The 22,557-nt window shown below is 60.9% G+C and carries 23 protein-coding genes; 9 read left to right on the top strand and 14 right to left on the bottom strand.

Annotated features, from left to right (window positions below; genetic code table 11):
* Positions 1-3: 3 nt before the first annotated feature.
* Positions 4-831, bottom strand: a complete 828-nt coding sequence (locus tag ABR989_RS07820) for a sulfite exporter TauE/SafE family protein (RefSeq protein WP_428127288.1) — start codon at positions 829-831, stop codon at positions 4-6.
* Between the two features lie 111 nt (positions 832-942).
* Positions 943-1,122 carry a hypothetical protein gene (locus ABR989_RS07815; RefSeq protein WP_428127285.1) on the bottom strand — a complete coding sequence of 60 codons (180 nt, stop codon included), beginning with the start codon at positions 1,120-1,122 and terminating at the stop codon, positions 943-945.
* 277 nt (positions 1,123-1,399) lie between these two features.
* Between ABR989_RS07815 and ABR989_RS07810 the strand changes: the two genes are divergently transcribed.
* From ABR989_RS07810 to ABR989_RS07795, 4 genes are read left to right on the top strand one after another with little or no spacing between them, the layout of a single operon-like run.
* On the top strand, positions 1,400-2,839 hold the full coding sequence (locus tag ABR989_RS07810) for an ATP-binding protein (RefSeq protein WP_428127282.1): 1,440 nt from the start codon (positions 1,400-1,402) through the stop codon (positions 2,837-2,839).
* Positions 2,836-4,290 carry a sigma-54-dependent transcriptional regulator gene (locus ABR989_RS07805; RefSeq protein WP_428127279.1) on the top strand — a complete coding sequence of 485 codons (1,455 nt, stop codon included), beginning with the start codon at positions 2,836-2,838 and terminating at the stop codon, positions 4,288-4,290. The genes ABR989_RS07810 and ABR989_RS07805 overlap by 4 nt, the downstream gene beginning before the upstream one ends.
* Positions 4,291-4,318: 28 nt before the next feature.
* On the top strand, positions 4,319-4,801 hold the full coding sequence (locus tag ABR989_RS07800; protein ID WP_428127276.1) for a methyltransferase family protein: 483 nt from the start codon (positions 4,319-4,321) through the stop codon (positions 4,799-4,801).
* Between the two features lie 60 nt (positions 4,802-4,861).
* Positions 4,862-5,602, top strand: a complete 741-nt coding sequence (locus ABR989_RS07795; protein WP_428127273.1) for a PspA/IM30 family protein — start codon at positions 4,862-4,864, stop codon at positions 5,600-5,602.
* Positions 5,603-5,638: 36 nt separating this feature from the next.
* Here the strand turns inward: ABR989_RS07795 and ABR989_RS07790 are convergent, their stop codons facing one another.
* The 3 genes from ABR989_RS07790 to ABR989_RS07780 form a co-directional block, all read right to left on the bottom strand.
* A complete protein-coding gene (locus tag ABR989_RS07790; RefSeq protein ID WP_428127271.1) occupies positions 5,639-6,922 on the bottom strand; it encodes a competence/damage-inducible protein A in 1,284 nt (427 codons plus the stop codon).
* A gap of 26 nt (positions 6,923-6,948) precedes the next feature.
* The gene (locus ABR989_RS07785) at positions 6,949-7,440 is read right to left on the bottom strand and encodes a phosphatidylglycerophosphatase A family protein (protein WP_428127268.1); all 492 of its coding nucleotides are present in this window, start codon (positions 7,438-7,440) and stop codon (positions 6,949-6,951) included.
* Positions 7,441-7,510: 70 nt separating this feature from the next.
* Positions 7,511-8,329, bottom strand: coding sequence for a cytidylate kinase-like family protein (locus tag ABR989_RS07780; protein WP_428127265.1), 819 nt, complete (start codon positions 8,327-8,329; stop codon positions 7,511-7,513).
* Between the two features lie 193 nt (positions 8,330-8,522).
* Between ABR989_RS07780 and ABR989_RS07775 the strand changes: the two genes are divergently transcribed.
* Positions 8,523-9,377 carry a 3'(2'),5'-bisphosphate nucleotidase CysQ gene (locus ABR989_RS07775; protein ID WP_428127263.1) on the top strand — a complete coding sequence of 285 codons (855 nt, stop codon included), beginning with the start codon at positions 8,523-8,525 and terminating at the stop codon, positions 9,375-9,377.
* Between the two features lie 53 nt (positions 9,378-9,430).
* On the opposite strand, the gene ABR989_RS07770 is transcribed toward ABR989_RS07775, so the two are convergent.
* From ABR989_RS07770 to ABR989_RS07755, 4 genes are all read right to left on the bottom strand, one after another.
* Positions 9,431-10,705 carry an MFS transporter gene (locus tag ABR989_RS07770; RefSeq protein ID WP_428127260.1) on the bottom strand — a complete coding sequence of 425 codons (1,275 nt, stop codon included), beginning with the start codon at positions 10,703-10,705 and terminating at the stop codon, positions 9,431-9,433.
* A gap of 90 nt (positions 10,706-10,795) precedes the next feature.
* Positions 10,796-12,088 (bottom strand): ACS family MFS transporter, encoded by a 1,293-nt coding sequence (locus ABR989_RS07765; protein WP_428127258.1) that lies wholly within the window; start codon positions 12,086-12,088, stop codon positions 10,796-10,798.
* 145 nt (positions 12,089-12,233) lie between these two features.
* Positions 12,234-12,662: a helix-turn-helix domain-containing protein gene (locus ABR989_RS07760; protein ID WP_428127256.1), complete on the bottom strand. Its 429-nt coding sequence runs from the start codon at positions 12,660-12,662 to the stop codon at positions 12,234-12,236.
* A 280-nt stretch (positions 12,663-12,942) separates the two neighbouring features.
* Complete coding sequence (locus ABR989_RS07755) at positions 12,943-13,296, bottom strand: FxLYD domain-containing protein (protein ID WP_428127253.1); 354 nt, start codon at positions 13,294-13,296, stop codon at positions 12,943-12,945.
* A 418-nt stretch (positions 13,297-13,714) separates the two neighbouring features.
* Between ABR989_RS07755 and ABR989_RS07750 the strand changes: the two genes are divergently transcribed.
* The 4 genes from ABR989_RS07750 to ABR989_RS07735 all read left to right on the top strand — a co-directional run bounded on the left by ABR989_RS07750 (position 13,715) and on the right by ABR989_RS07735 (position 18,564).
* On the top strand, positions 13,715-15,217 hold the full coding sequence (locus ABR989_RS07750; RefSeq protein ID WP_428127250.1) for an outer membrane beta-barrel protein: 1,503 nt from the start codon (positions 13,715-13,717) through the stop codon (positions 15,215-15,217).
* A gap of 121 nt (positions 15,218-15,338) precedes the next feature.
* The gene (locus tag ABR989_RS07745; RefSeq protein WP_428127248.1) at positions 15,339-16,352 is read left to right on the top strand and encodes a DUF1646 family protein; all 1,014 of its coding nucleotides are present in this window, start codon (positions 15,339-15,341) and stop codon (positions 16,350-16,352) included.
* A 308-nt stretch (positions 16,353-16,660) separates the two neighbouring features.
* Positions 16,661-18,088 carry a type I glutamate--ammonia ligase gene (glnA, locus tag ABR989_RS07740; protein ID WP_428127245.1) on the top strand — a complete coding sequence of 476 codons (1,428 nt, stop codon included), beginning with the start codon at positions 16,661-16,663 and terminating at the stop codon, positions 18,086-18,088.
* 95 nt (positions 18,089-18,183) lie between these two features.
* Positions 18,184-18,564 carry a helix-turn-helix domain-containing protein gene (locus ABR989_RS07735; RefSeq protein WP_428127242.1) on the top strand — a complete coding sequence of 127 codons (381 nt, stop codon included), beginning with the start codon at positions 18,184-18,186 and terminating at the stop codon, positions 18,562-18,564.
* A gap of 34 nt (positions 18,565-18,598) precedes the next feature.
* Here the strand turns inward: ABR989_RS07735 and ABR989_RS07730 are convergent, their stop codons facing one another.
* The 5 genes from ABR989_RS07730 to ABR989_RS07710 all read right to left on the bottom strand — a co-directional run bounded on the left by ABR989_RS07730 (position 18,599) and on the right by ABR989_RS07710 (position 22,354).
* Positions 18,599-19,120 carry a GNAT family N-acetyltransferase gene (locus tag ABR989_RS07730; RefSeq protein WP_428127239.1) on the bottom strand — a complete coding sequence of 174 codons (522 nt, stop codon included), beginning with the start codon at positions 19,118-19,120 and terminating at the stop codon, positions 18,599-18,601.
* 93 nt (positions 19,121-19,213) lie between these two features.
* A complete protein-coding gene (locus ABR989_RS07725; protein WP_428127491.1) occupies positions 19,214-19,675 on the bottom strand; it encodes a GNAT family N-acetyltransferase in 462 nt (153 codons plus the stop codon).
* A gap of 175 nt (positions 19,676-19,850) precedes the next feature.
* Positions 19,851-21,449 (bottom strand): alpha-amylase family glycosyl hydrolase, encoded by a 1,599-nt coding sequence (locus ABR989_RS07720; RefSeq protein WP_428127237.1) that lies wholly within the window; start codon positions 21,447-21,449, stop codon positions 19,851-19,853.
* Complete coding sequence (locus ABR989_RS07715) at positions 21,446-21,691, bottom strand: putative signal transducing protein (RefSeq protein ID WP_428127235.1); 246 nt, start codon at positions 21,689-21,691, stop codon at positions 21,446-21,448. The genes ABR989_RS07720 and ABR989_RS07715 overlap by 4 nt, the downstream gene beginning before the upstream one ends.
* A gap of 27 nt (positions 21,692-21,718) precedes the next feature.
* Complete coding sequence (locus ABR989_RS07710; RefSeq protein ID WP_428127234.1) at positions 21,719-22,354, bottom strand: DedA family protein; 636 nt, start codon at positions 22,352-22,354, stop codon at positions 21,719-21,721.
* Positions 22,355-22,557: the final 203 nt, after the last annotated feature.

Below are 22,557 nucleotides of genomic sequence, written 5' to 3'. Positions count from 1 at the left end.
CGCTTAGATTCCCGATAATGCGCGCCATCCCATCTCGGCCGCGATCAGCAGAAGAATTATCACGAATACGGTCCGGAGCGACTCGACCCTGAGATGCGGCAGGACGCGGCTGCCGGCGAGCGCGCCGGCGGTGACTCCAATCGCCACCGGGGCTGCGATGGTGGTGGCAACGTCGCCACGCGCGAGGAACACGAGTGCGCCGGCGCCGGCGGTGACGCCGATCATGAAGTTGCTGGTCGCGCTCGAAACCTTGAGCGGCAGGTGCATGATGTAGTCCATCGCCGTCACCTTGAGCGCGCCCGACCCAATTCCGAGCAGGCCAGACATGAGGCCCGCGACGACCATGAGCGCGCCGCCCTGGGGTACATTCACGACTTCATAGTGGACCGTGTTGCCGCTGAGGTCGGGCACTTCGCCCGAGAGTTCCAGGCGCTCGGCGAGCGGGTCGCCCCTGGTGAGAATGTCGTCGCCGCGCCTGGTCATCGAGAAGTATGCCGACTGGAGCATCATGGCGGCGAAGAGCAATTCGAGCACCACGGTCGGCACGACGCCGGCGAGATAGGCGCCGATCACGGCGCCGGTAACCGTCGCGCATTCCAGCACCATCGCGACTTTCAGATTGGTCCATCCGTCGCGCACGAATGCGACGCTGGCTCCGGCGCTGGTCGCGACGACGGAGATCAGGCTCGCGCCGACGGCAACCTTCATCGGCATGTGCGCCAGGATGACCAGCCCCGGCACGATGAAGACTCCGCCACCGAGGCCCGAGATCGCGCCGATGAATCCGGCGCCGACTGCAAGCGCTAACAGGTAGATGAGGATTTCGAGCAAGAACGGGCTCCGAGTGCAGGCTCAGACTTGAAGTTCAAATGATTGGCTCGGGCATTTCGCGCAATCGTAGTTTGGTTCGAATAGGAAAGACAGACGCGGAACGAAGATGGACTACACGGGACGGGGATTGAGAATTTCAAACGTGCGCCGGGGACTGTTGCGCAGCCCACGCTCGATGTCGTCGGTAATCTCGCGCACGGCGCGGATCGGCTCGGCAGCGCGCCAGATGGGACTGCCGACGACGACGTAGTCGGCGCCCCCGCGGATCGCGATGCAGCGTGGAGACTGCATCGTTGCGACTGCACTCAGCCGTCACGCACGCGCGAGCGATCGTTGGAATCCGCACGAATACTCGGCTTTTGGCGCAATCGTGCGTCGGCATCGGCTTTGCAGTTAGAGGTCAGGACTGGCAGATGGCATCGATTGTGTTAGTTCTGACGACTACGATAGGTCAATTACACGGACCGGCATTTCCGGCCCCAGGTGAGACAAAATGTGGGGCATCCTTTTAGCAGCGTTAATCATTTACGCCGTCGTGCAACATCGAAAGCGGAACCGTCTGCGCTGGATGAAATACGGCGACTGGTCGAAGCACGACTGGTCGAAGCACGACTGGTCAAAGTGGTCGCACCGTGACTGGTCGAAGTGGGCGGAAGACGCGAAGGTTTCGACGACGGCGTCGGCTGAGCGCTTCGCAAACGATCTTCATTCCAAAATAAAGCGCGACTTCGATACCAAGATGGCGCGCAAGTTCGAGGCCAAGGCCGAGCGATTCGAGCGCAAGCTGCGGGCGCGATTCGATCGGCAGACGCAGAAATACGGCGGCGTCAGCCTGGATCCCGCCAATGATTTGCCGCCGCCACCGCAGTTCAAGAACGACGCCGAGCGCCAGACCTACGAGCGCGCGCACAAACGCGCCCAGGCCGAGGCGGGTTTCTTCGTGCACCTGATGTGGTACGGCATCGTCATCGGCTTCCTGTTCATCATCAATCTGCTGACGGGAGGGTTCGGCGGATATCCGTGGTTCCTGTGGCCGGCGCTTTTCTGGGGATTTGGAGTCGCGAGCCACTTTGCGGCGGTGTACGGCTGGCGATGGGTTCATCAGCGGGTTTTCGATCCCGCGATCGCACGCGAAGTTCAGCGCGAAGTTTTGCAGGAGAAGGAGCAACTGCGGACGGAGAAGCAGGCGTCGCTGGACGAGTTGACCGCGACCTTTGCCCACGAAATCCGAAATCCGATCGCGGCGGCGAAGAGCCTGGTGCAGCAGATGGGCGAGGATCCGACTTCGCACGAGAACGTGGAATACGCGAAGGTCGCGCTCGACGAGCTTGCACGTGTCGAGCGCAGCGTGTCGCATCTGCTCAAATACGCGAAAGAAGAAGACTACAAGTTTGAAAACGCAAATCTCGCGTCGGTGCTCGACGGCGCGCTGACGCAGATGCGCAGCAAGCTGGAGGCGAACTCGGTGGCGGTGTCGCGCGCATACCTGAGCGGTCCGACCGTGCGCGCCGACGCCGACAAGCTGCGGCAGGTTTTTTCCAACATCATAGACAACGCCATCGACGCGATGGAATCGACGAGCGGCGAGCGCCGGCTCGAGTTCGCGATACAGAACAATGGCGCGGGAATGGCCGCGGTCAGGATTCGCGACAACGGCTGCGGAATTGCGGACGACAAGATCGCCAAGATTTTCAATCCGTTCTACACGTCGAAGACCAATGGCACCGGGCTCGGGCTGGGCGTCGCGAAAAAAGTAATCGACGCGCATCGCGGAACGATCGAGGTGCAAAGCAAAGTGGGCCAGGGAACCGAATTCGTGCTGGCGATTCCGCTCAGCGACGCGGTGCGCGACAGCGCCGATTCATCGATCGAATCGTCCGCCGAGCCGGCGATCGAAACGGCCGTGGAACCGGCGCCGGGAAACAACGGTCGTGGCGCGGTGGACGCGCCGATCGTCCCGCCGGGATCGGGTTCGCCGTCCACCGAGAGCTCGAGGGCGCGCAATTGAAAGGCCGATTGCTGGTAGTTGACGACGAGCGCGGAATCGTCATCGCGCTCAAGGGGCTCTTCACCAAGGAGGGCTACGAAGTCGAGACCGCGGAATCGGGCGAGGAAGCGCTCGAGAAGGTCAAGGCCGGCCTGTTCCACGTGATCATCACCGATCTCAGCATGAAGGGAATGAGCGGGCTTGAATTGCTCAAGCAGGTCCGCGAACTCGATCCCGCGTGCGCCGTGCTGATGATCACCGCGTTCGGCACGCAGCGAATCGCAGTCGAAGCGATGAAGGCGGGGGCGGAGGACTACCTGCCCAAGCCGTTCGACAACGACGAGCTGCGCCTGAAAGTGCGCAAGGTGATGGAGACGCAGCTGCTCAAGCGCGCGCATAGCCAACTGCTCGAACAGGTGCGTCTGGAGACCGGAGTTTTCGAGAATATGGTCGGGAGATCGCGCACGATGATGCGCGTGTTCGAGACGATCGACAAGGTCGCGCCGACCGACGTCACGGTTTTGATACGCGGCGAATCCGGCACCGGCAAGGAGCTGGTTGCACGCGCGATCCATTTTCGAAGTCCGCGCGCGCGCAAGCCGTTTATCCCGGTCAATTGCGCGGCGTTCTCGCGCGAGCTGGTCGAGAGCGAGCTGTTCGGCCACGAAAAGGGCGCGTTTACCGGCGCCGTCGCGCGCCGCGAAGGCAAATTCGAAGCCGCCGACGGCGGCACATTGTTCCTGGACGAGATCGGCGACATGGCGCTCGAGACGCAGGCCAAATTGCTGCGCGTGCTGCAGGAGCAGCGGTTCGAGCGGATCGGCGGGAATCAACCGCTGAGCGTGGACGTGCGGATAATCGCGGCGACCAATCAGGACCTCGAAGCGATGATCGCGCAGGGAAAGTTTCGCGAGGATCTCTACTACCGCCTGAAGGTGGTGGAGATTCGGGTGCCGCCGATTCGCGAGCGGCGCGAAGACGTTCCGCTGATGGTCCAGCACTTCATCGCGGAGGCATGCCAACGTTTCTCCGCGCCCCGGAAGCAGCTTACGGCGGAGGCGATGCGCGCGTGTGTCGAGGCGCCGTGGAAAGGCAACGCGCGTTCGCTCAAGGCGGCAATCGAACAGGCGGTGATCCTGTCGTCAGGCGCCGAGATCACCGCCGAAGATCTTTTCGCCGGCTCGGAACCGGATGGCGACCACGCCAGTCTGCCCGCGCCGGGCGCGTCGAATCACACACCTGCGACCGGCGAAGGCAGCGACCCGGCGCTGACGTTTCGCGAGGCGAAAGAAAAATTCGTCGGCGATTGGGAACGCGATTTTTTCATCCGCGCGCTGCGGGCGACGGGCGGCAATATCTCGCGCGCCGCGGAACGAACCGGGATGTACCGGCAAAGCTTTCAACAAAAAATGCGCGAACTCGGGATCACACTCGCGGATATCGGGCTTGCGCCCAAGGGTGACGGGAATTGATTTCGCGCAGATACGGAGACGGTAAGCGATGAACTCCACCGAACCTGAGTCCCCTGGCACTGTGCTCTCGACGACGAAGATTTATCCTCCCCTGCTGGCGGGCGCGCTGGTGCTGGGCACGCTGGTGCTGCACTTCATCCTGCCCGAAGAGCGCACGGTGGGATGGTATCAGGTGATCGGCCTGCTGGTCGTTGCGGCCGGCGTGGGAGTGTCGTGCTTCGCGGCCGCGATTTTTCAGGCCCGCGAGACGACCAGGAATCCGTATGGCGAGCCGACCGCGTTCGTCGCGCAGGCGCCGTACAGCTGGACGCGAAACCCCATGTACCTGGGCGTCGCGACCGCGTTGTTCGGACTGGCAATCTTCTTCAGTTCGATCGCGATGCTGCTGGCGCCGGCGGTGTTCTATGCGGTGATCGATCGGATGGTAATTCCGCGCGAGGAGGAAACGCTGGAGCGCCTCTTCGGCAATGATTACGTCGCTTACAAGAATCGCGTCAGACGTTGGATCTGAAACTTTAATAACAGGCGGCTACGCGAGCGCATCACGCTCGGCGCCGAAAGGAGAACGAAAGTGCTGTCAAGATTATTCAAATTGATCGGAGGCAAGTTCAGCCGCTGGATTAAAGCGCGCGAGGCGCGCGACCCCGAGGCGGTGTACGAGTCCGCAATCTCGGATCGGGTGTGGCGCTATCACCAGCTCAAGACCGCGGCGGCCGGCGTCATCTACATGCGCAACAAGCTCGAGCGCGAGCTGCGTGAAAAGCTCGCCGAGATGGCGGAAGTCGACGAAGAAGCGGGGCAGGCCGCCGACATGAACGAGGATCAATGCGCGCTGATTCTGATTCAGCGCAAACACATCCTCGACGGCGATTGCACGCGGCTGCGCGAAGAACTCGGCGAACTGACTTCGGAAGCCGAGGACGCGAAGAAGAATTTGATCGCGTTCAAGGGCGAGATCGAGAAGCTCAAGGTCGAAAAGGTGCGAATGATCGCACGGCTGAAGAACGCGCAGGCGCGGGTACGAATCCAGCGTGCGCTCGAGGAGATTTCCTACGATGACGACGTTCGCGCGCTCGAAGAAGTGCGCGAGTCGATTCAGCGGATGCTCGCGCAGGCGGGCGTCAATCACGAAATCGCCGGCTCCGAACTCGGCGACAAGCTCGAGGCGATCCGTCAGCGCAACGCCGAGGCCAAGGCTCAGGCCGAACTGGCGGACTTGAAGCGCAAGCGCCGGCCGCCGCTGGCGCCGATGGATATTTTCACGGCCGCAGCCAACGCGGCCGCCAACGGCGACGTCAAGCACGCGAGCTGAAATGGAGATGCGCGCGCGCCATCAATACCGGGCGCGTTAGCGGCGGAACAGCGTGGAATCCGCGATCGGCAGACCCAGCGCGTAGCGCCGCAACCAGTCGAGCGCGACTTGCGAGGTGATCAGTTTCACCCAGTCGCGAGTGCCGCGGAACTGGTATCGGCGCGTGAAGCTCCGATCGTCGGCTGACAGCGCGATGCAGACCGTGCCGACCGGCTTGTCCGGTGTGCCGCCGTCGGGGCCCGCGATGCCCGAGGTCGCGACCGACACGCTCGCGCCCGTGCGTTTGCGAACGCCGGCCGCCATCTCGCGCACGCATTCTTCGCTCACGGCGCCGTGCGTTTTCAGCGTCTCCTCGGAAACGCCGAGCACGCCGGACTTCACGTCGTTGGAATAGGTGACGAGGTCACCCTTGAAGTATTGCGAGCAGCCGGGAACGTTGGTGATGCGATGTCCGATCAGCCCGCCGGTGCATGATTCGGCGACCGCCAGAGTAAATTTCTTTTCTATGAACAAGCGGCCGACGACTTCCTCCATCGAGGTATCGCCTTCGGCGTAAACGAACTGCGAGATTTTCTCGCGCACCCGCCGGGACAGCTCTTCGACCCTGCGATCGACTTCGCCGGGTTGTCCCTCGACTCTGATCTTCAATGAAATCTGCGGGAAGCTCGCGCGGAACGAGACCTTGGCCTCTTCCGGTTTGATCAATCCCGCCACCGCTTCGTCGAGCGCCGACTCGCTCATCCCGAAGGTCTGGAAGACGCGAACCGCGTAAACTTTGTCGGTGCCGCGATTCGCGGAGATCCACGGTATCAGCGTATTTTCCATCATCGGTTTCATTTCGCGGGGCACGCCGGGCAGGACGATCAGATGCGCGGTATGGCCGCCGATCGTTGCCGGCATCCGGAAGCCGGGCGCCGTGCCGAGCGGATTCTGGATGACCGCCGCACCGTCGGGAAAGAGCGCCTGCTTGAGATTGTTGTCGGGCATTGGGCGGCCAATCGCCGCAAACAAGCGCTTCATGTTTTCGACGGTGGCCTCGTCGCGCCACAATTTCACGCCCGCGACGCGCGCAACGGTTTCGGTGGTCAGGTCGTCGGCGGTCGGTCCGATGCCGCCGGTCGAGATCACGACATCGCCCATCGCGATGGCTGTGCGCCATGCCCATTCCAGACGGTCGGGAACGTCGCCGACCGTAATCACCGCGACGAGATCGATTCCAATTTCCGAGAGCTTGTCGGAAAGGTAGTTGGCGTTGGTATCGACGACCTTGCCGCTGGTGATTTCGTCGCCGGTTGAAAGAATCACAGCGCTTTGAATCATCGGGAGCTCCTCGCGGGCGCGTATGTTCAGAGCACGCGCACGATCACCTGCAGCACGATATTCGCATAAATCGCCGCCACCAAATCATCCAGCATTACGCCCGCGCCGTTGCGCATGCGGCGATCGATCAGGTTCGCCGGCCACGGTTTAATCACGTCGGCCACTCGAAACAGAATGAATCCCATGATCATATAGCCGACCGTAAGCGGATTGCCGAACATCGTGGCGACCATGCCGAGCACTTCATCGATCACGATGCGCGAATCGTCGTGCTGATCGAATATTTTCTCGGCGCGATCGGAAATCCAGCACGCGATCGCAAACGCGATCGCGAAGACCAGCAAACATAGCGGATGGGAATGCTCCCAGAGCGGGCCGAAAACCAGCCATACTACCGCCAGCCCGACCACCGAGCCTGCGGTTCCCGGCGCAATCGGAGAGTAACCGGAATAGAATCCAGTGGCGAAGAAGATGATGAGCGAGCGCATCGGCTGAAACGGATTGCGCCAAGATAGCATGGCAGGCCGCAGCGGGGTAAGTGCGATCGAGTGCGCGGGCCGCAGATGCAGGAGCATCCGCGACCAGCAGCTAGCTGTTCGTCAAGGTTACAGGGTCTTCTTCGGCGCCGACCTCGACCGATGCGACTCCTTCGATGGTTTGCGCGACTCCGATCACGAGATCGTCCCACGGCGGCACCAGTCCCGGACCGCTCACGCGCACGCATCCCGCCGAGCAATTGACTGACATCTGCGCGTCGCGAATTTTCGGATGCGCCACCAATGCCGCATTGACCAGAGCAGCGATCGCGGCGTCGCGCATCACTTTCGTTCGCTCCGGGTTGCCCTCACTGTCGATATGAGTCGCGAGCGCCGCAAGAGTTTTCGCGTGCGATCTCAGCGAAAGGCGCGCGGTGTTGATAACCAGGTCGTAAATCGCGGGGGAGTCTATATCCTGCCCGAACAGACTCTGAGTGCGCGCTTTCACTTCCGTGTCGAAGTCGCGAACGCGCTTGTCGGCCGCCACCACTGCGAGGTTCTCGTCTTTCGCCACCTGTTTGATGCGCTCGGCCACCGGAGCCATCGTACGCACCCTGATGCCGCATCCGCCTTCTGGGAGAAAATGCGCCGAACCGCGTCCTGCGAAGACGATCCGGTCTTGCGCGGCCGCTTGCAGGAAGACGGCGCGATAGTACGCGGCGAAACGGCTGCTCTCGGTCTTCCGCTCCCAGAAGTGGGGGTTGTGTACGTCAAACCATTTCACTTGCTCGGCGCTCACGTTGAAGCGCTTCGCCGTCTCGGCGATTAGTTGCTCGCCGGTCTGGAACCGATAACCGAGTTCCCGCGCCGCGAGTTCGCCGAGTTCGACGCCCCTGCTGCCTATCTGCTGACTGATCGCGATAACCGCCATCGATGCTCCCCAAGCCGGCGAGTTTCGTCTTTCGTTCTTCCCTGGTCCCCGCCGCCATCTTAGATTTATGATCGCAGATAGGGCAAACCAGTCTGCGATGGAATCGCCGCCGAGGTGACGATAGGATTTCCGCGGCTGATCGAGAGGCCGTTGCCGGTCAACTCGCGCCGCATCTCGAGGCCTGGAAGGAACGATGGAAGAATCGATGGGACTCAATCGCGGCGCGAAACGCGGCGCTGCGCCGCGAATTGGCGCGAATGCGCCCGCCAATGATTTGACGCGGGAGCTGACGCTCGCAAAGAAGGCCGCGCGCGCCGCCGGCGAGATTTTGCGCGGTCATTGGCGCCGGGGCGGTTACGAAATCGGATCGAAGGGACACGACAATCCGGTTACGGCGGCCGACCTCGAGGCCGATCGCGCAATCAAGCAGTTGCTCCGCGATCCGTTCCCCGGCTACGGATGGCTCTCGGAGGAGACGGCGGACAACGACGACCGGCTGGAATGCCGGCGCGTGTGGATCGTCGATCCGCTCGACGGCACCAAGGAGTTCATCAAGGGCATTCCCGAGTTCGCGGTCGCGATCGCGCTCGTCGAAGACGGAGTGCCGGTGCTCGGCGTGACGTACAATCCTATCAAGCGCGAGATGTACTGGGCGGCGCGCGGCGCTGGATGTCACTTGAATACGCGGCGGGTGCGGGTCACGCGTACGCGAACGCTCAAGCGCGCGACCGTGCTTGCCAGCCGCAGCGAAACCGCACGCGGTGAATGGCAGGTGTTCCGAGGGATGCTGAAAGTGAGCCCGACCGGCAGCGTCGCGTACAAGCTCGCGATGGTCGCGGCGGGCAAGGCCGATGCGACGTTCACGCGCTCGCCAAAAAGCGAGTGGGACATCGCGTCCGGCGCGGCGTTGGTCATCGAGGCCGGCGGCACGATCACCGATATCAAAGGCCGCGAGATTCGTTTCAATCAGCGGATCGTGAAGCTCGAGGGGCTGATCGCGGACAACACTGCGCTGCATGCGGCGTTGATGAAGGTCGCGCCCCCGTAAGCACGGGTAGCCAGTGTTAAGAAAAAGATCGAGATCAGTTTTTGAACACTCTGCTAGGCCTTGGGCGCCGGATGAGGCGCCGCGGAGGCGGCGGCGATTTCATAACGCGTGCGGCCCGGCCCGGTTTCCGGCAGCAGGTAAAACATCACGATCGGCAGGAATTGGAAGACCAGAAAGCCAAGCATCACGGTGCGCAGTCCGATCCGCGCCGCGAGCGCGCCGCCCAGAAAGGGCGAGATGAACGCGCCGAAGTAGCCGATCGCCCAAACGAAGCCGATTGCGGCTCCCAGCCGCGTCGGATTCATGCCGGGTAATTCCATCAGCAGGGTTGTGAGCGCGGCGAGCGATCCCGCCGCTCCGATCCCGACCAGCACCAGCGAGAGCCTGATCCACATCGGATCGCGCAGCACAATCGCACCGGCGCATCCGACCAGGTTTGTGAACGCGATCGGCCATGTGAACGGCTTGCGCAGCCCCGACATCCCGGTGCCGATTCCGCCGCCCAACGCCGCGAACAGGCCGGCGAACGGCAGCACCTGCGTCATCAGCGAGGCTCGCGAGAGCGTCATGCCGCGGTAGGTGCGGAAGAACTCGGGGAGAAACGCGGTGTAAATCTGGAACACCCACATCCCGCCGAACAGCCCGGCCGCGATCAAGAGCACGTTGCGCATCTTCGCGACTTCCATCAGTGCTGACCCGCGCTCGGCCGGCGCTTCGATCGCGCCCGGTGCGGACACGCTGGTTCCGCTGCGATGCTCGCGGCCGAAAAGCGTCCACAACAGCGCGACGCCCGCCGATCCGACGCCGTACCACAGCAGGACCATCCGCCACGACCCGACCGCCGCGAACAGCGCCGGTGTCGCGCGGAACACGGCGGTGAGTCCGACGAAGCTGAAGGCGAAGTTGATCATATTGATGTACGGCCATTCGCCTTCGCCGAACCATTGCATCGTGAGCGTTCCGGGCGGCGCGATCACGAGCCCGTAGCCGATCCCCTCCAGCACGCGGCAGGCGAGCAGCGCGGCAAAATTAGGCGCGTAGCCGCTGGCGACCTGTCCGATCGCCAGCAACCAGATTCCGATCACCAGCGCATGCAGCGCGCCGATCCGCTCGGCGACCACAGCGCCCAAAAGCGAGAAGATGCCGATGCATAGCGCGATGATCGAGATGATCAGGCCCGCATCGCCGAGCGAGATTTTGAGCCCGTTCCTTATTTCCTGGAGTATTGGTGCGGGCGCGAGCCAGGCGAGCGACTGCGCGGTCAACAGCAACAGCAGCAGGACCTCGATAATCCATCGGTAGGGCGAGAGTTTGCCCGGCTGGCTCATCGATTATTCGCGATCCTGTTCGTGCTCACGGTATAGTCCGGCTCCCGGCCACCGCGCCACCGGAAAGCCGGCGCCGCGTCGCGCGAGACTTCAGATCATCTGCTCGCCGCTGGCCCATCGCAGGTAGAAGAACATTCCGAGGCCATAGACTGCCGCGATCAGAAAAAAGACCGCGCTGAACGACCTGGTCGCCTGCACAATCAGGCCCGTTGCGGCGACGCCGATGATACCGGGGATGGTCGCGATGGTGTTCGAGATTCCCATCAGGATTCCGGCGTAGGTCGGGGCGACGTCCAGGTGATTCACCCCGAAGGCCGCGGAACTGATGCCGTTAGCCGAGGCTGCGACCGTGAGCAGCGCAATCGCCATCGCCGGCGAACCCGCTGCGGGCACTACCAGCAGCGATATCGCACCGATCGCAAATGCCGTGGTCTGCATCGACTTTCGTACCGTCCCGACGCCGAAGCCGCGCCCGATAAGGGCGTCGGCCAGCCAGCCCGAGAAAGTTATCACGAAGAATGTCGCGATCCATGGAATTATCGAATACCCGCCGACGCGTTCCAGCGGCACGCCAAAGCTGTGATGCAGATAGGTCGGCAGCCAGAGCAGCAGAATGTTAAATCCGAAGTTGCTGCAAAAATGCGCGACGACGATCGCCCATACCGCTTTCTCGCGCGCGATTGCCGCCCACGGCACCCGGATCGCGCGCGGCGCTGCCGAGCGCAACGACACGATCAGTTCGAGTTCGGCGGCGCCGATGCGCGATGACGTCTCAGGCCGGTCGGCGGCCAAGTACATCCAGGCTACGACCCACACCGCGCCGAGCGCGCCCGAAATATAGAACAGTGCGGGCCATCCGAAAGACGTAATGATCAGCGGACTTGCACTGAGCGCCGCGACTGTCCCCACGTACATCCCACTATAGTTGACGGATAACACGCGCGCGCGCTCGGACGGCAACGTCCAGCGAGCAGTCAGACTGTGAATCGATGGAAAGTTCACCCCCTCGCCCAGCCCGAGCAGCACGCGAGCCGCGAGCAACGCGGAAAATGCCGCGGCAGCGGCGAAAGGCGTAATGAAGGTTGCCAGCGACCAGATCGCGACCCCGGCCGCCAGCACGCGATGGCCGCCGAATCGATCGGCCATCCATCCACCGACGAGCTGCGTCCACAGGTATCCCCAGAACACCGCCGACAGCACGAGCCCCTGCGCGGTGGAGTTGTAGCCGAATTGGCGGGCGAGCGGGATTATCGCGACCGAGATGCTGACGCGATCGATGTAGCAAAGCGCGGTGCCGAGAAAGAATAGCGCGACGACCGTATAGCGTTGCGGCCATCGCGGAATTCCAGGCGGGGTATCGCGCGCACGTGCAGGCTCGCCCATGATGCAGTGGAGCTTAGGCTGTGCGATGCAATCTTGACCAGACCGGCGATTTTGGCGCGCGCAAGAAAAAGACGCGGGAGGCACTCCTCTCGCGTCTTTAACGAATCGGTTGCGCTTAAGGTCGAATCGGCGCTGCGGATACTTCCTATCTTCCGACTGCGTGGCGCACGGTGTTCAGGATATAGATGAAGTCGCGCGCCGAACGCACGTCGCCGAGTAACGCCACTCGCGAAAGAACCTCCATCTCGTCGCCCGCAATGTTGTGAACGCGCCGCAGTTGCTCGTTCTTCTTGAAATCATCCCAGGCCGAATCGGCCTCGGACTCGGTCTCGGGACTCAGCAGCGCCTGCGCGCGAGGATTGGCGAGAAAAAACAGTTCACGGCGACCGAGTCCGAGTACTTCCGCCAGGCGCGATACAATCTTATCGGAAGGATGGCGTTTGCCTGATTCCAGGTGGCCGACGTATGGCGTGGAGATTTTGATGCGAAGGGCTACTTCCTCTTGAGTGAGGTTGAGTTGCCGTCTGCGCTCACGAATAACCTGTCCAAAACTGCGTTCCTTGATGCGTACCATTGATCCGATTCCCCTTGTTTGTGCTGATTTGGCGCGGTCCGTGATTTGACCGCATCCTCATCAAAAAGGTGATATTCGATACTTACAGTTAGTACCATCAAAACGACTTAAAGACAAACAGACTGCCGGTGGATTTGTATGGACACCTTCAACAGCGCCATACGTTTGCAAATAGCGTCGTTCACAAACTGTTTAGACTTCGCGAACTTAGGAATATCCGTTGGAAAATGGACTTATTTTGCGAATAAGTACTATTAATGGTTTTCACGGGCGATTCTTGTCAATTTCCGTAGGGATTTCGCCCGTGATTGAGATAAATGGAAAAATCGGCGACGCCGTCGTCGGGACGCGGTGAACTCTTGAAGCGCACGGCAGCTCCGCGACGGAGGCCATCCACCGAAACGATATCCTTGCCGATCGAGTGGCCGTCGCGATCGAAATAATGGACTTCGACCTGGAGAGGGCCCGTGTCGTCGCCTGTATTGCGAACCTCGCCTTCGACCAACACCTGGCCGCCGCTTCGCACCAGGCGAGTTTCGGCCACCTTGACCGGTTCCGCGCCGACCAAGGCGAAGAACACGTAGCCCGCGAAGCATAGCGCGCCGAGCAGAACGATGATCGCGCCTTTACGCATGCGCGGCACAGGTTAGTACGCGCTCGCGCCGGTATTCGTCCGGGAAGTTCGCGCACAGCAGGAGCACCTGCCTGACGATCTCGTCCTGGGCCTCGGTCAATTCAATTTTCATGTTGCAACCCGGTTCAGACTGAAATGTTTACGCGTACTTTGCGAGCTGTGGATAAGTGATCAGCTTCGATATTCACCCTCGAGCATTGGACTGATTAACTATGCGGCAAATGCATCATATACGTGCATCACCAGCATCTACCGCCGGCCGAAACTCATCGCCGATACTGAGGATTTTCGGCATCGTTCAATTATTACTCCGGTATGAATCTTGAAACCAAGCCAACCGGTTCATCACCGTAGCCCGCTACGTGCGGGCACCGGAAGCCGCGGCTTAAGGCCGCGCATCGTAGGAGGAAGGAGAAGAGTGAACAGAAGGAAAACGACAAAGGTCGCTGCCTGGATCAACCTAATCGCCGGCGTCGCAGTGATTGGATTGCTGTGCAACACGAATGCCTGGGCGGCAGATCCATCGACCGCAGATCCAGCGACGACGACAACGACGACGCATCATCACCACAGGATGAAGATGGCCACGACGACGACCACCACCACTGTCGTCACCCCCACCCCCGAGCAGCAACGGCTCGACGCGCTGTCTGGCCAGATGAGCAATCTGCAGAAGCAGACCGACGACACAACCAGCGAGGTTAAAAAGATAGAGGCCGCGATGACCATCGCACAGCCGGCGGCTTCCGCGTCGCCGGTCACCATCGGCCAGCACGTCGGCCTGGCCGAGACCAACATCGCCGCCATCCAGAAGAATCTGTCGGACAACCTTGGCATCAGCGTCCACGCGCTGGTTGATGCGGGCTACGAGCATAACTTCAATCAGCCCAACGGCAACACGAATTACATTCGCGACTGGGACGAGGATGGATTCCAGCTCACGCAGGGCAACCTGCATATCGAGCGCGACGGGACGGTTGGATTCGTGACTGACCTCAACTTCGGGCAGGTTGCCAACTCGATTTCCGCCATTACAAACTACTCGAACACCTCGCGCGTTGGCGCCCAATGGTTCGATCCGACGCAGTACTACCTGACCTACACCGCGCCGATCGGGTCGGGCATTAGTTTTCAAGCCGGCCGCTTCGTAACGCTGCTGAGCGCCGAGGTCGTTCCGGTTTACAACAACCAGAATTACAACGAGAGTCGCGGCCTGCTGTTTACCCTGGGCGAACCAACCGCCCACACCGGCATCCGCGCCAGCTACACCTTCAACGACTACGTGTCGGCGGCGGCCGGTCTCAACAATGGCTGGGATAATCCCGCGAGCACCACAAACGGCGGTCCGAACTATGAGGGTCAGCTCACGCTCAACAACAAGGACAAGTCGCTGAGCTTTGTAGTCAACGGCATGTGGGGGCCCAATGTTCTGCCCTCGCTACCCAACCCCTTAGGTCTGCACAAATCCAATGAAAATGTGGGAACGATCGATCCGATCGCGACCTGGAAGCCGTCGTTCATACCAAATCTCACGCTTGAGACCGAGTATCTGTATGCAAGCCAGAGCGGCCCGGCAACCGCCACCCCGTTTACCGCCGGGCACAGCGCGACGTGGCAGGGACTGGCGCAGTACTTGGTTTATGACTGTACCCCTTCGCTGGAATTGGCCACGCGCGGCGAATTCTTCGACGACGAGGATGGCGCGCGTACCGGGACTACCCAGACGTTGTGGGAAATTACCCAGACGCTGAGCTACAAGATACCCCAAGTGACGGGACTCATCGCTCGCTTGGAATACCGGCATGACAATTCCGATGTGAACGTGTTCCCCAACAACAATTTCGTCAGCCCGGTGACCGGCCAGCAGCATCTGTGGCACGGCCAGGATACTTTGGCCGCCAACATCATTTACGCCTTCTGAGGGAGGAACCTGACCAGTTAGTCGCGCAACGATGCGCCGGCGGCGGGTCCGAAGAAGCGGACCCGCCGCTTCTTTATTGCACGCGATCGATGCGTGATAGTAGTTTTTTCGCGCGCAACTCATGAATCACACTTCTGCCGTCGCAATCCTTGTCCTGCTCCTGTTCGGACCGCTCGCCATCGCGAAGATCGAGCACAATATCGAGCTCTACTTCCTCGCGCTCGGCGTGCTTGCGACCATGCTTGGGAGCGGCTTCACGCGGGAGTTGATTTCAGAGGCGTTGCACGAGCCGGTCGCTATCAGCGTCGCCGTGATGGTCGCCGCTCTCCTGTTCGGATGGATGCGGCGGATGCTCGACCGGGTCTTCAACCGGCTGCGCAAGCGAGTGTCGCGACCGGTACTGACCGCCGCGACGATTTTCGCGATCGCATCTATCTCCAGCGTCATCACCGCGATCGTCGCCGCCCTGGTGCTGGTCGAGGTGATAGGCCTGCTTCATTTCGCACGCGACAAGCGGGTGCGCGTGACGGTTGCGGGATGCTTCGCCATCGGCCTGGGCGCATCGCTGACGCCGCTGGGCGAGCCGCTCTCGACGCTTGCCACGGGAGCGCTCAATCTGGGCTTCTTCGGGCTGTTCCATTTGCTGGCGCCCTGGGTATTTCCCGGCGTGTTTGTGAGTTCGATAGTCGCAGGCGGGTTTGCCCGCGGTGAATACGACGAGGCGCCCGCGGGCGCGCACGTACGCCAATCCTACAGCGCGATTTTCGTTCAAGCAGCCAAGGTGTTTGCGTTCATCGCGGGCCTGGTGCTGATCAGCAGCGCTTACGGCCCGATTGCGAATGAGTACGTCAGCAAAATGAGCAACGATCTTCTGTTCTGGGTCAATACCGTGTCCGCCGCGCTCGACAATGCGACCCTGGTCGCGCTCGAAGTCCACGGCATGGCCATTGCGCGCGCGCGCGAGGCGATTCTGGCGCTGCTGGTTTCGGGCGGGATGCTGATACCGGGCAATATCCCCAACATCGTTAGCGCGGGGGCGCTCAGAATCGAGAGCGCCGCGTGGGCGAAGATTGGAGTGCCGATGGGGCTGGTCATGCTCGGCATTTATTTTGCAATGATCAAACTGTTGGGCTGATGGGCGGAAAAATAGAGGCTCCGATGCTGGATCCTCCACCGAAACGCAAGTCATCGGGCGTGCGATGCTGCTCGAATGTGCGGCAGACGCCCGTTCGATGGGCGTTGCATTAAGGGAGTTTTCGTGACAGAAAGCGTTGTCGGTCGTAACGTTCGAATGAGTCTGGTGTGACGGCCGGTGTAATTCCTGATGCGTCTCATGCCATCGTCCGCAGGTGCGGACGGCGCGCGGTTTCTATAGATCGTTCAATCAACCAACAAGTATGGGTATGCCGCCCCCGTTAAGCGGCCAGGAGGGTTACGGGTTCGATGACGCCTAAACAAGTTCTGCAAATGATCAAGGATAAGGGCGTGGTGATGGTCGATGTGAAATTCATCGATCTGCTCGGCACGTGGCAGCATTTCACTGCCCCGATCTCCGAGTTCAAGGATGAAGCGCCCTTCGACGAGGGCCTCGGCTTCGACGGGTCGTCGATTCGCGGCTGGCAGGCGATCGACAACAGCGACATGCTGGTGATTCCCGATCCGGATACGGCGGTGATGGATCCGTTCACCAAGGATCCCACGCTGAGTATGATCGCCAACATCTCCGATCCGATCACCCGCGCCGACTACACACGCGACCCGCGTAATATCTCGCGCAAGGCCGAAGCCTATTTGAAGACCACCGGCATCGGCGACTCGGCGTACTTCGGACCCGAACCGGAGTTTTTTATCTTCGACTCGCTGCGCTACGACACCACGCAGAATTCGAGCTACTACTACATCGACTCGAACGAAGGTAACTGGAACAGCGGGCGCGAGGGCGCGGTCAAGGAAGGCGCCAACCTGGGCTTCAAGGTCAAGAACAAAGCCGGCTACTTCCCGGTCCCGCCGGTGGACACCCTGCAGGACATCCGCACCGAGATGGTGCTCGAGATGGAGCGGGTAGGTATCCGCGTCGAGAAACAGCATCACGAAGTCGCCACCGCAGGCCAGGCTGAAATCGACATGCGCTTTCAGACGCTGACCAAAATGTCCGACTGGCTGACCTGGTACAAATACATCGTCAAGAACGTCGCGGTGCGCCATGGGATGACTGCCACCTTCATGCCCAAGCCGATCTTCGGCGACAATGGCACCGGCATGCACACGCATCAGAGCATCTGGAAGGGTGACACTCCCCTGTTCGCCGGCAACGGCTACGCCGGGATGTCGGAACTTGGGATGCACTACATCGCGGGCATCCTGCATCACGCGCCGACGCTGGCGGCTTTCACCTGTCCGGGCACCAACTCGTATCGCCGGCTGGTGCCGGGCTTCGAGGCGCCGATCAACCTGGCGTACTCGTCGCGCAACCGCTCGGCCTCGGTGCGAATCCCGATGTACTCGCCGTCGCCGAAGGCCAAGCGAATCGAAGTACGCTTCCCCGACCCGACCTGCAATCCGTATCTCGCGTTCTCCGCGATGCTGATGGCGGGGCTCGACGGAATTCAGCGCCGGCTCGATCCGGGCCAGCCGCTCGACAAGGACATCTATGCACTTACGCCGGCCGAGTTGGCCGAGGTGCCGAGCATGCCCGCGTCGCTCGAGGAATCACTGGCCAACCTGAAGAAGGATCACGAGTTCCTGCTCAAGGGCGATGTCTTTACCGAGGACCTGATCGAGACCTGGATCGATTACAAGATGGCGAACGAAGTCAGCGCGATTCGCCTGCGGCCGCATCCGTACGAATTCGCGCTCTACTACGACGCGTAAGCAGGGATAGTCAATCGTCAGATCGAAGGCGGCGGGCCGATGGCCCGTCGCTTTCTTTTGGCACTGGTTCGGTTTCGATTAACCGGATTTGGGGGATGAACTATTCAGCCTGCCCCCGCCGGGATTTGGCGTGCTATGCGTACGCTATGGTCAATCGCCAGGATATCCCGTACTCGCTGGGCTCGCCTGAAATCGGGCGAGCCCCGCTTCCAGCAGAAATAATTTCTGACGGAACGAAACTACCCCTAGAGAGCATCCGTCCCAAAACCACCACGGATGGTAGTGTCCCAGTTTCACATTCGGCTTTCAGGCCTGGAGCTCCTCAGGTCGCGAAGCTATTCGATGTCCCCGAATCGTGGGTCCGAGAGCAAGCGAGACTTGGCACTCTTCCATCCATCAGATTGGGCCATTACGTCCGATTCAAAGCCGAGGAAATCCAGCGCTTCATCGCCGAGCGCGAGAAACAGGCGGCGTGAGTTTCTGGGAAATCTTAAGTCTAAAGGCATTTCGTCAATTTTCGGTCGGCGGTGTCCACTCCTCTGCCCCTAACTCGTAGTGGTTGCGACGAAGTGCCGGTTCGTACCGAAGGAATTTGAACCCGCACTTTGTAAGAACCCTGATGGAGGCTTCGTTCTCCGGCATCGCGAATGCGCCGATCCGCTTCAGCTGCAAGTCGTTGAACCCGTACTGCAGAGAGCAATGCACGAGCTCGGTAGCGAATCCTCGACCTTGATACGCCGGGTGGATGAAGTAGCTCACCTCGGGGCCCCATTCAGGCGCCTTAGGATCGATATTCAGCCCTCCCCATCCGATCACACGATCGTCCGAGCGGAGCACTATCGTCCACGGAGCAAAGCCATTTACGCGCCGGCTCTCAGCATATCGACGAAGCCAGGTCTCACATACCGCTCTGGATTCTGCGCAGAAGGTGAACCTCATGTACTCCCGGTCGCCTTGAATCTCGTATAGCGGGTCGACGTCGGAATCTCTGAATTGTCGAAGAACCAAGTGCCTGGTTTGAATTTCAGACATACGCCCCTCTTCACAGCCGACTTCTCGCCAACGCGACGACGGGTAGTGTCTCAGTTTCACATTCGGCTTTCACGCCCTGAGTGGACCTCCGGATCAGGATTCGTGCAGGTCGAGCGACATGAAGACACTGTTCGGGTCGAGCACATAGTCGGCGAACGGCGGACACTCCACGAAGCCATGGCTCCTGTAAAGCGAGCGCGCTGGCCGATAATAATCCTTTGTGCCTGTCTCGAGGCTAAGGCGGGACATGCCTCTTACCCGCGCGGTCGCAATGATGTGCCGCAGCATCGCGGTTCCCACTCCCCTTCCCCGCATGGCCTGAGCGGTATGCATCGACTTGACCTCACCATGATCGGCCGAGAGCCGCTTCAGCGCACCGAATCCCAAGAGCGTTTCATCCTCCCAGATCGTCCAAAAGCTGATGTCAGAAGATTGAAGCCCGGTGATGTCCAAAGCGTGCCCGCTCTCCGGAGGCCCGGACGGAAACGTTGTCAGGTGAATATGCAGGAGATCGACCACGCGCTGGTCGCTCAGGTCGCCTTGGATAATCCGCATCATGGAACACCTCACGCGGTTTTCCGGTCAACATAGCGCCGAGGGCGGATGAGCGCTAAGGTCCACTTCCTACCCGGAGCCGAGTCCCAAACTGAGACAGTACCAACGGATGGTAGAAATTGCCCGATCGGCGGTGATCCTATGAACGGAAGTGGCGGCGCGCAAACTGGAAAGTTCAGCCGGCTTCCACGATGACGGCTTCGTTTGGGCCCAGCCGCAGGGGAGATTTCGTGGACTCGGCCCGCCCGGCGGCAATCGTGCTCAGAATGATTTTGCCCGCGGGCAAATCGATCTCGCGTGGCTCGGCGGTGAAATTCAGCGCGACGACAATGTGCTGCGCGGGCGTATCGCGATGGAACACGAGACAATCTTCGGGCGCGCTGTCCAGGGCGCGATAGCTGCCCTCGGTCAGCGCCGGGGTTGATTTGCGGATTTGGATCAGCCGGCGATAGAGCGAGAGCATCGAGTGCGGATCGTTCAACTGGCGTGCGACGTTGACCGCCTTGAAGTCTCCGCACGGCAGCCATGTCCTCGCGTTCGCGGAGAATCCGCCGTTGCGGGCGCCGCTCCATTGCATCGGCGAGCGGCAACCGTCGCGTCCGACCGGATCGAGTTTGCGACCGGCGGGAATTTCCGCTTCGCGCATCCCGATTTCTTCGCCGTAGTAAATGAAGGGCGTGCCGCGCAAAGCCATGATCATCACCGCAGCGACGCGGGCGCGTGCGTCACCGTCGCCATCGTACGAGTAGCGCGAGATATGGCGCGGGAAATCGTGATTCGAGAGCGTCCAGGTGGGCCACGCGCCGGGTCCGAAGGTCTTTTCCGTCAGCTCGATTGCGGCCCGGAAGCGGCGCGCGTCGTAGTGCGCGAGCAGAAAGCGAAAGTTGAACGCGAGCTGAAGTTCGTCGGGCCGCAGATAGTCCGCCAGCCGTTCCTGCTCGCGCGGCCACGTCTCGCCGACCATCATCCGCTGTTCGTAACTGTCGGTGACGCGGCGCAACCCGCGAATGATTTCGTGAACCTCGGGCCGGTCCGAACTGTAGAGCGGATCCTGCGTGCCCTCCGCGTACCACGGGATGTCGGGGTCGTGCTCGGCCCGGACCGGATTGTCGCGGAGCTGGTCATCCTTGATGAGCCCCTGGATCACGTCGATGCGAAAACCGTCAGCGCCGCGATCGAGCCAGAACCGGATGACGTCGTGAATTGCCTCGACCACTTGGGGATTTCGATAATTCAGGTCGGGCTGCTCCTCGAGGAACGTGTGCAGGTACCATGACGCGGTGGCGGGGTCGTACTTCCACGCATCGCCGCCGAAGTAGCTCTGCCAGTTGCTGGGCGGACGATCCGGCAGGCCGGGAATCCAGATGTACCAGTCGCGTTTGGGATTGGCGCGCGACGCGCGCGACTCGACGAACCATGGATGCTGATTCGAGGTATGGTTGGGCACCAGATCGACGATCACGCGTATCCCGCGGCGATGCGCCTGTGCAACCAGGCGATCGAAGGCGGCGAGATCGCCGAGTTCCGGGTGGATGCCGCAATAGTCGCTGATGTCGTAGCCCCAGTCGTCGAGCGGCGACGGATTGATGGGGTTCAGCCAGATGGCGTCGATGCCGAGCGAGTTCGGCGTACCGTCATTGAGATAGTCGAGATGCGCGGTAACGCCGTCGAGATCGCCGACACCGTCTCCGTTCGAATCGGCAAACGAGCGCGGATAGATCTGGTAGAAAACGGCGCGCTGCCACCATCCAGGATTCCGGTTGTGTACGATCACTTGTCCGTGAAGCCGAGTTCGTTTAAGCGGTCGCGCGCGTCTTTGGCGGCGTCCCGATGAACCATCAGGCGGGTCGGCACCGCGGCGGTCGTACCGAGCAGCCGCGACGATCCGGCGTCAAAGACGAATGATTCGATGCCGGCTTCGTTCAGGTAGTCATGAGCCATCCGGACCGGAGTCGGATCGATGCTGGCGAATATTTCCTCGAGTTCGGAAGGGTCGGGCGGTTCTATTGCGGGCATTTGGTTCCTTTCCTGGCCGCGATGGATTCAATTGGCGGAAGTCGATGCGGACGCGATTCCCTTCACCCGATTATAGATCAGGGCGACGCCGCCCACTATCAAGAGTATCGCGATCAATGCGTCGAAGCGATGAAAATACGGCGCGAGATCCTTCCAGTGCTGCCCGAGTTTCATCCCGCCGTAGGCCAGCGCGAGACACCATATGTATGACCCGATCAGCGTGTAGATGGTGAACGGGACGAGTTTCATCCGCGATACGCCCGCGGGAAATGCGATGAAGGTGCGCACTACCGGCAGCATGCGGCTCCAGAAGACGGTGTGCGAACCCCATCGCGCGAAAAAGCGGTCGGCGGTTTCGAGTTCGTGCTGAGCGATGAGAACGTAACGGCCGTAACGCTCGATGAAAGGGCGGCCGCCCCAGGAGCCGACGAAATACGCCACGTACGAGCCGAGCAGGCATCCGACCGCCCCCGCTATCGCGACCATCTGCAAACCGAAGCGGCCGGTGACGACCAGGTAGCCCGAGAACGGCATGATGATTTCGGAGGGCAACGGGATGCATGCGCTTTCGATCGCCATCATCAGGACAACCCCGCCGTAGCCGAGCGCAGAAATCGTCGCGATGATGAAGGCGGAGAGTCCGGAGATTATTTTATCGAGCATTTTTTCGATGCACTCTTAAGCCAACGCGCAAGCGCACACAGTGGCATGGCGCGGCGGCGGTTGCGAGACGCCCGGCAGCTTAAAAGGGGCATGCGCCGGCCTTGGAGAACTAATGCTGCACACTTGTATATATCTATATTTCTTATGTATATATTTGTGTATCTTAAACGGAATATAAAGAACCAGAACGCCACAAACCAGTT

Origin of the sequence: Binatus soli (SeqCode) (assembly GCF_050015535.1) — a bacterium.
In the GTDB taxonomy this organism is placed as follows: Bacteria; Desulfobacterota; Binatia; order Binatales; family Binataceae; genus Binatus; species Binatus soli.
This window is presented reverse-complemented; position numbering and strand designations above follow the sequence as displayed.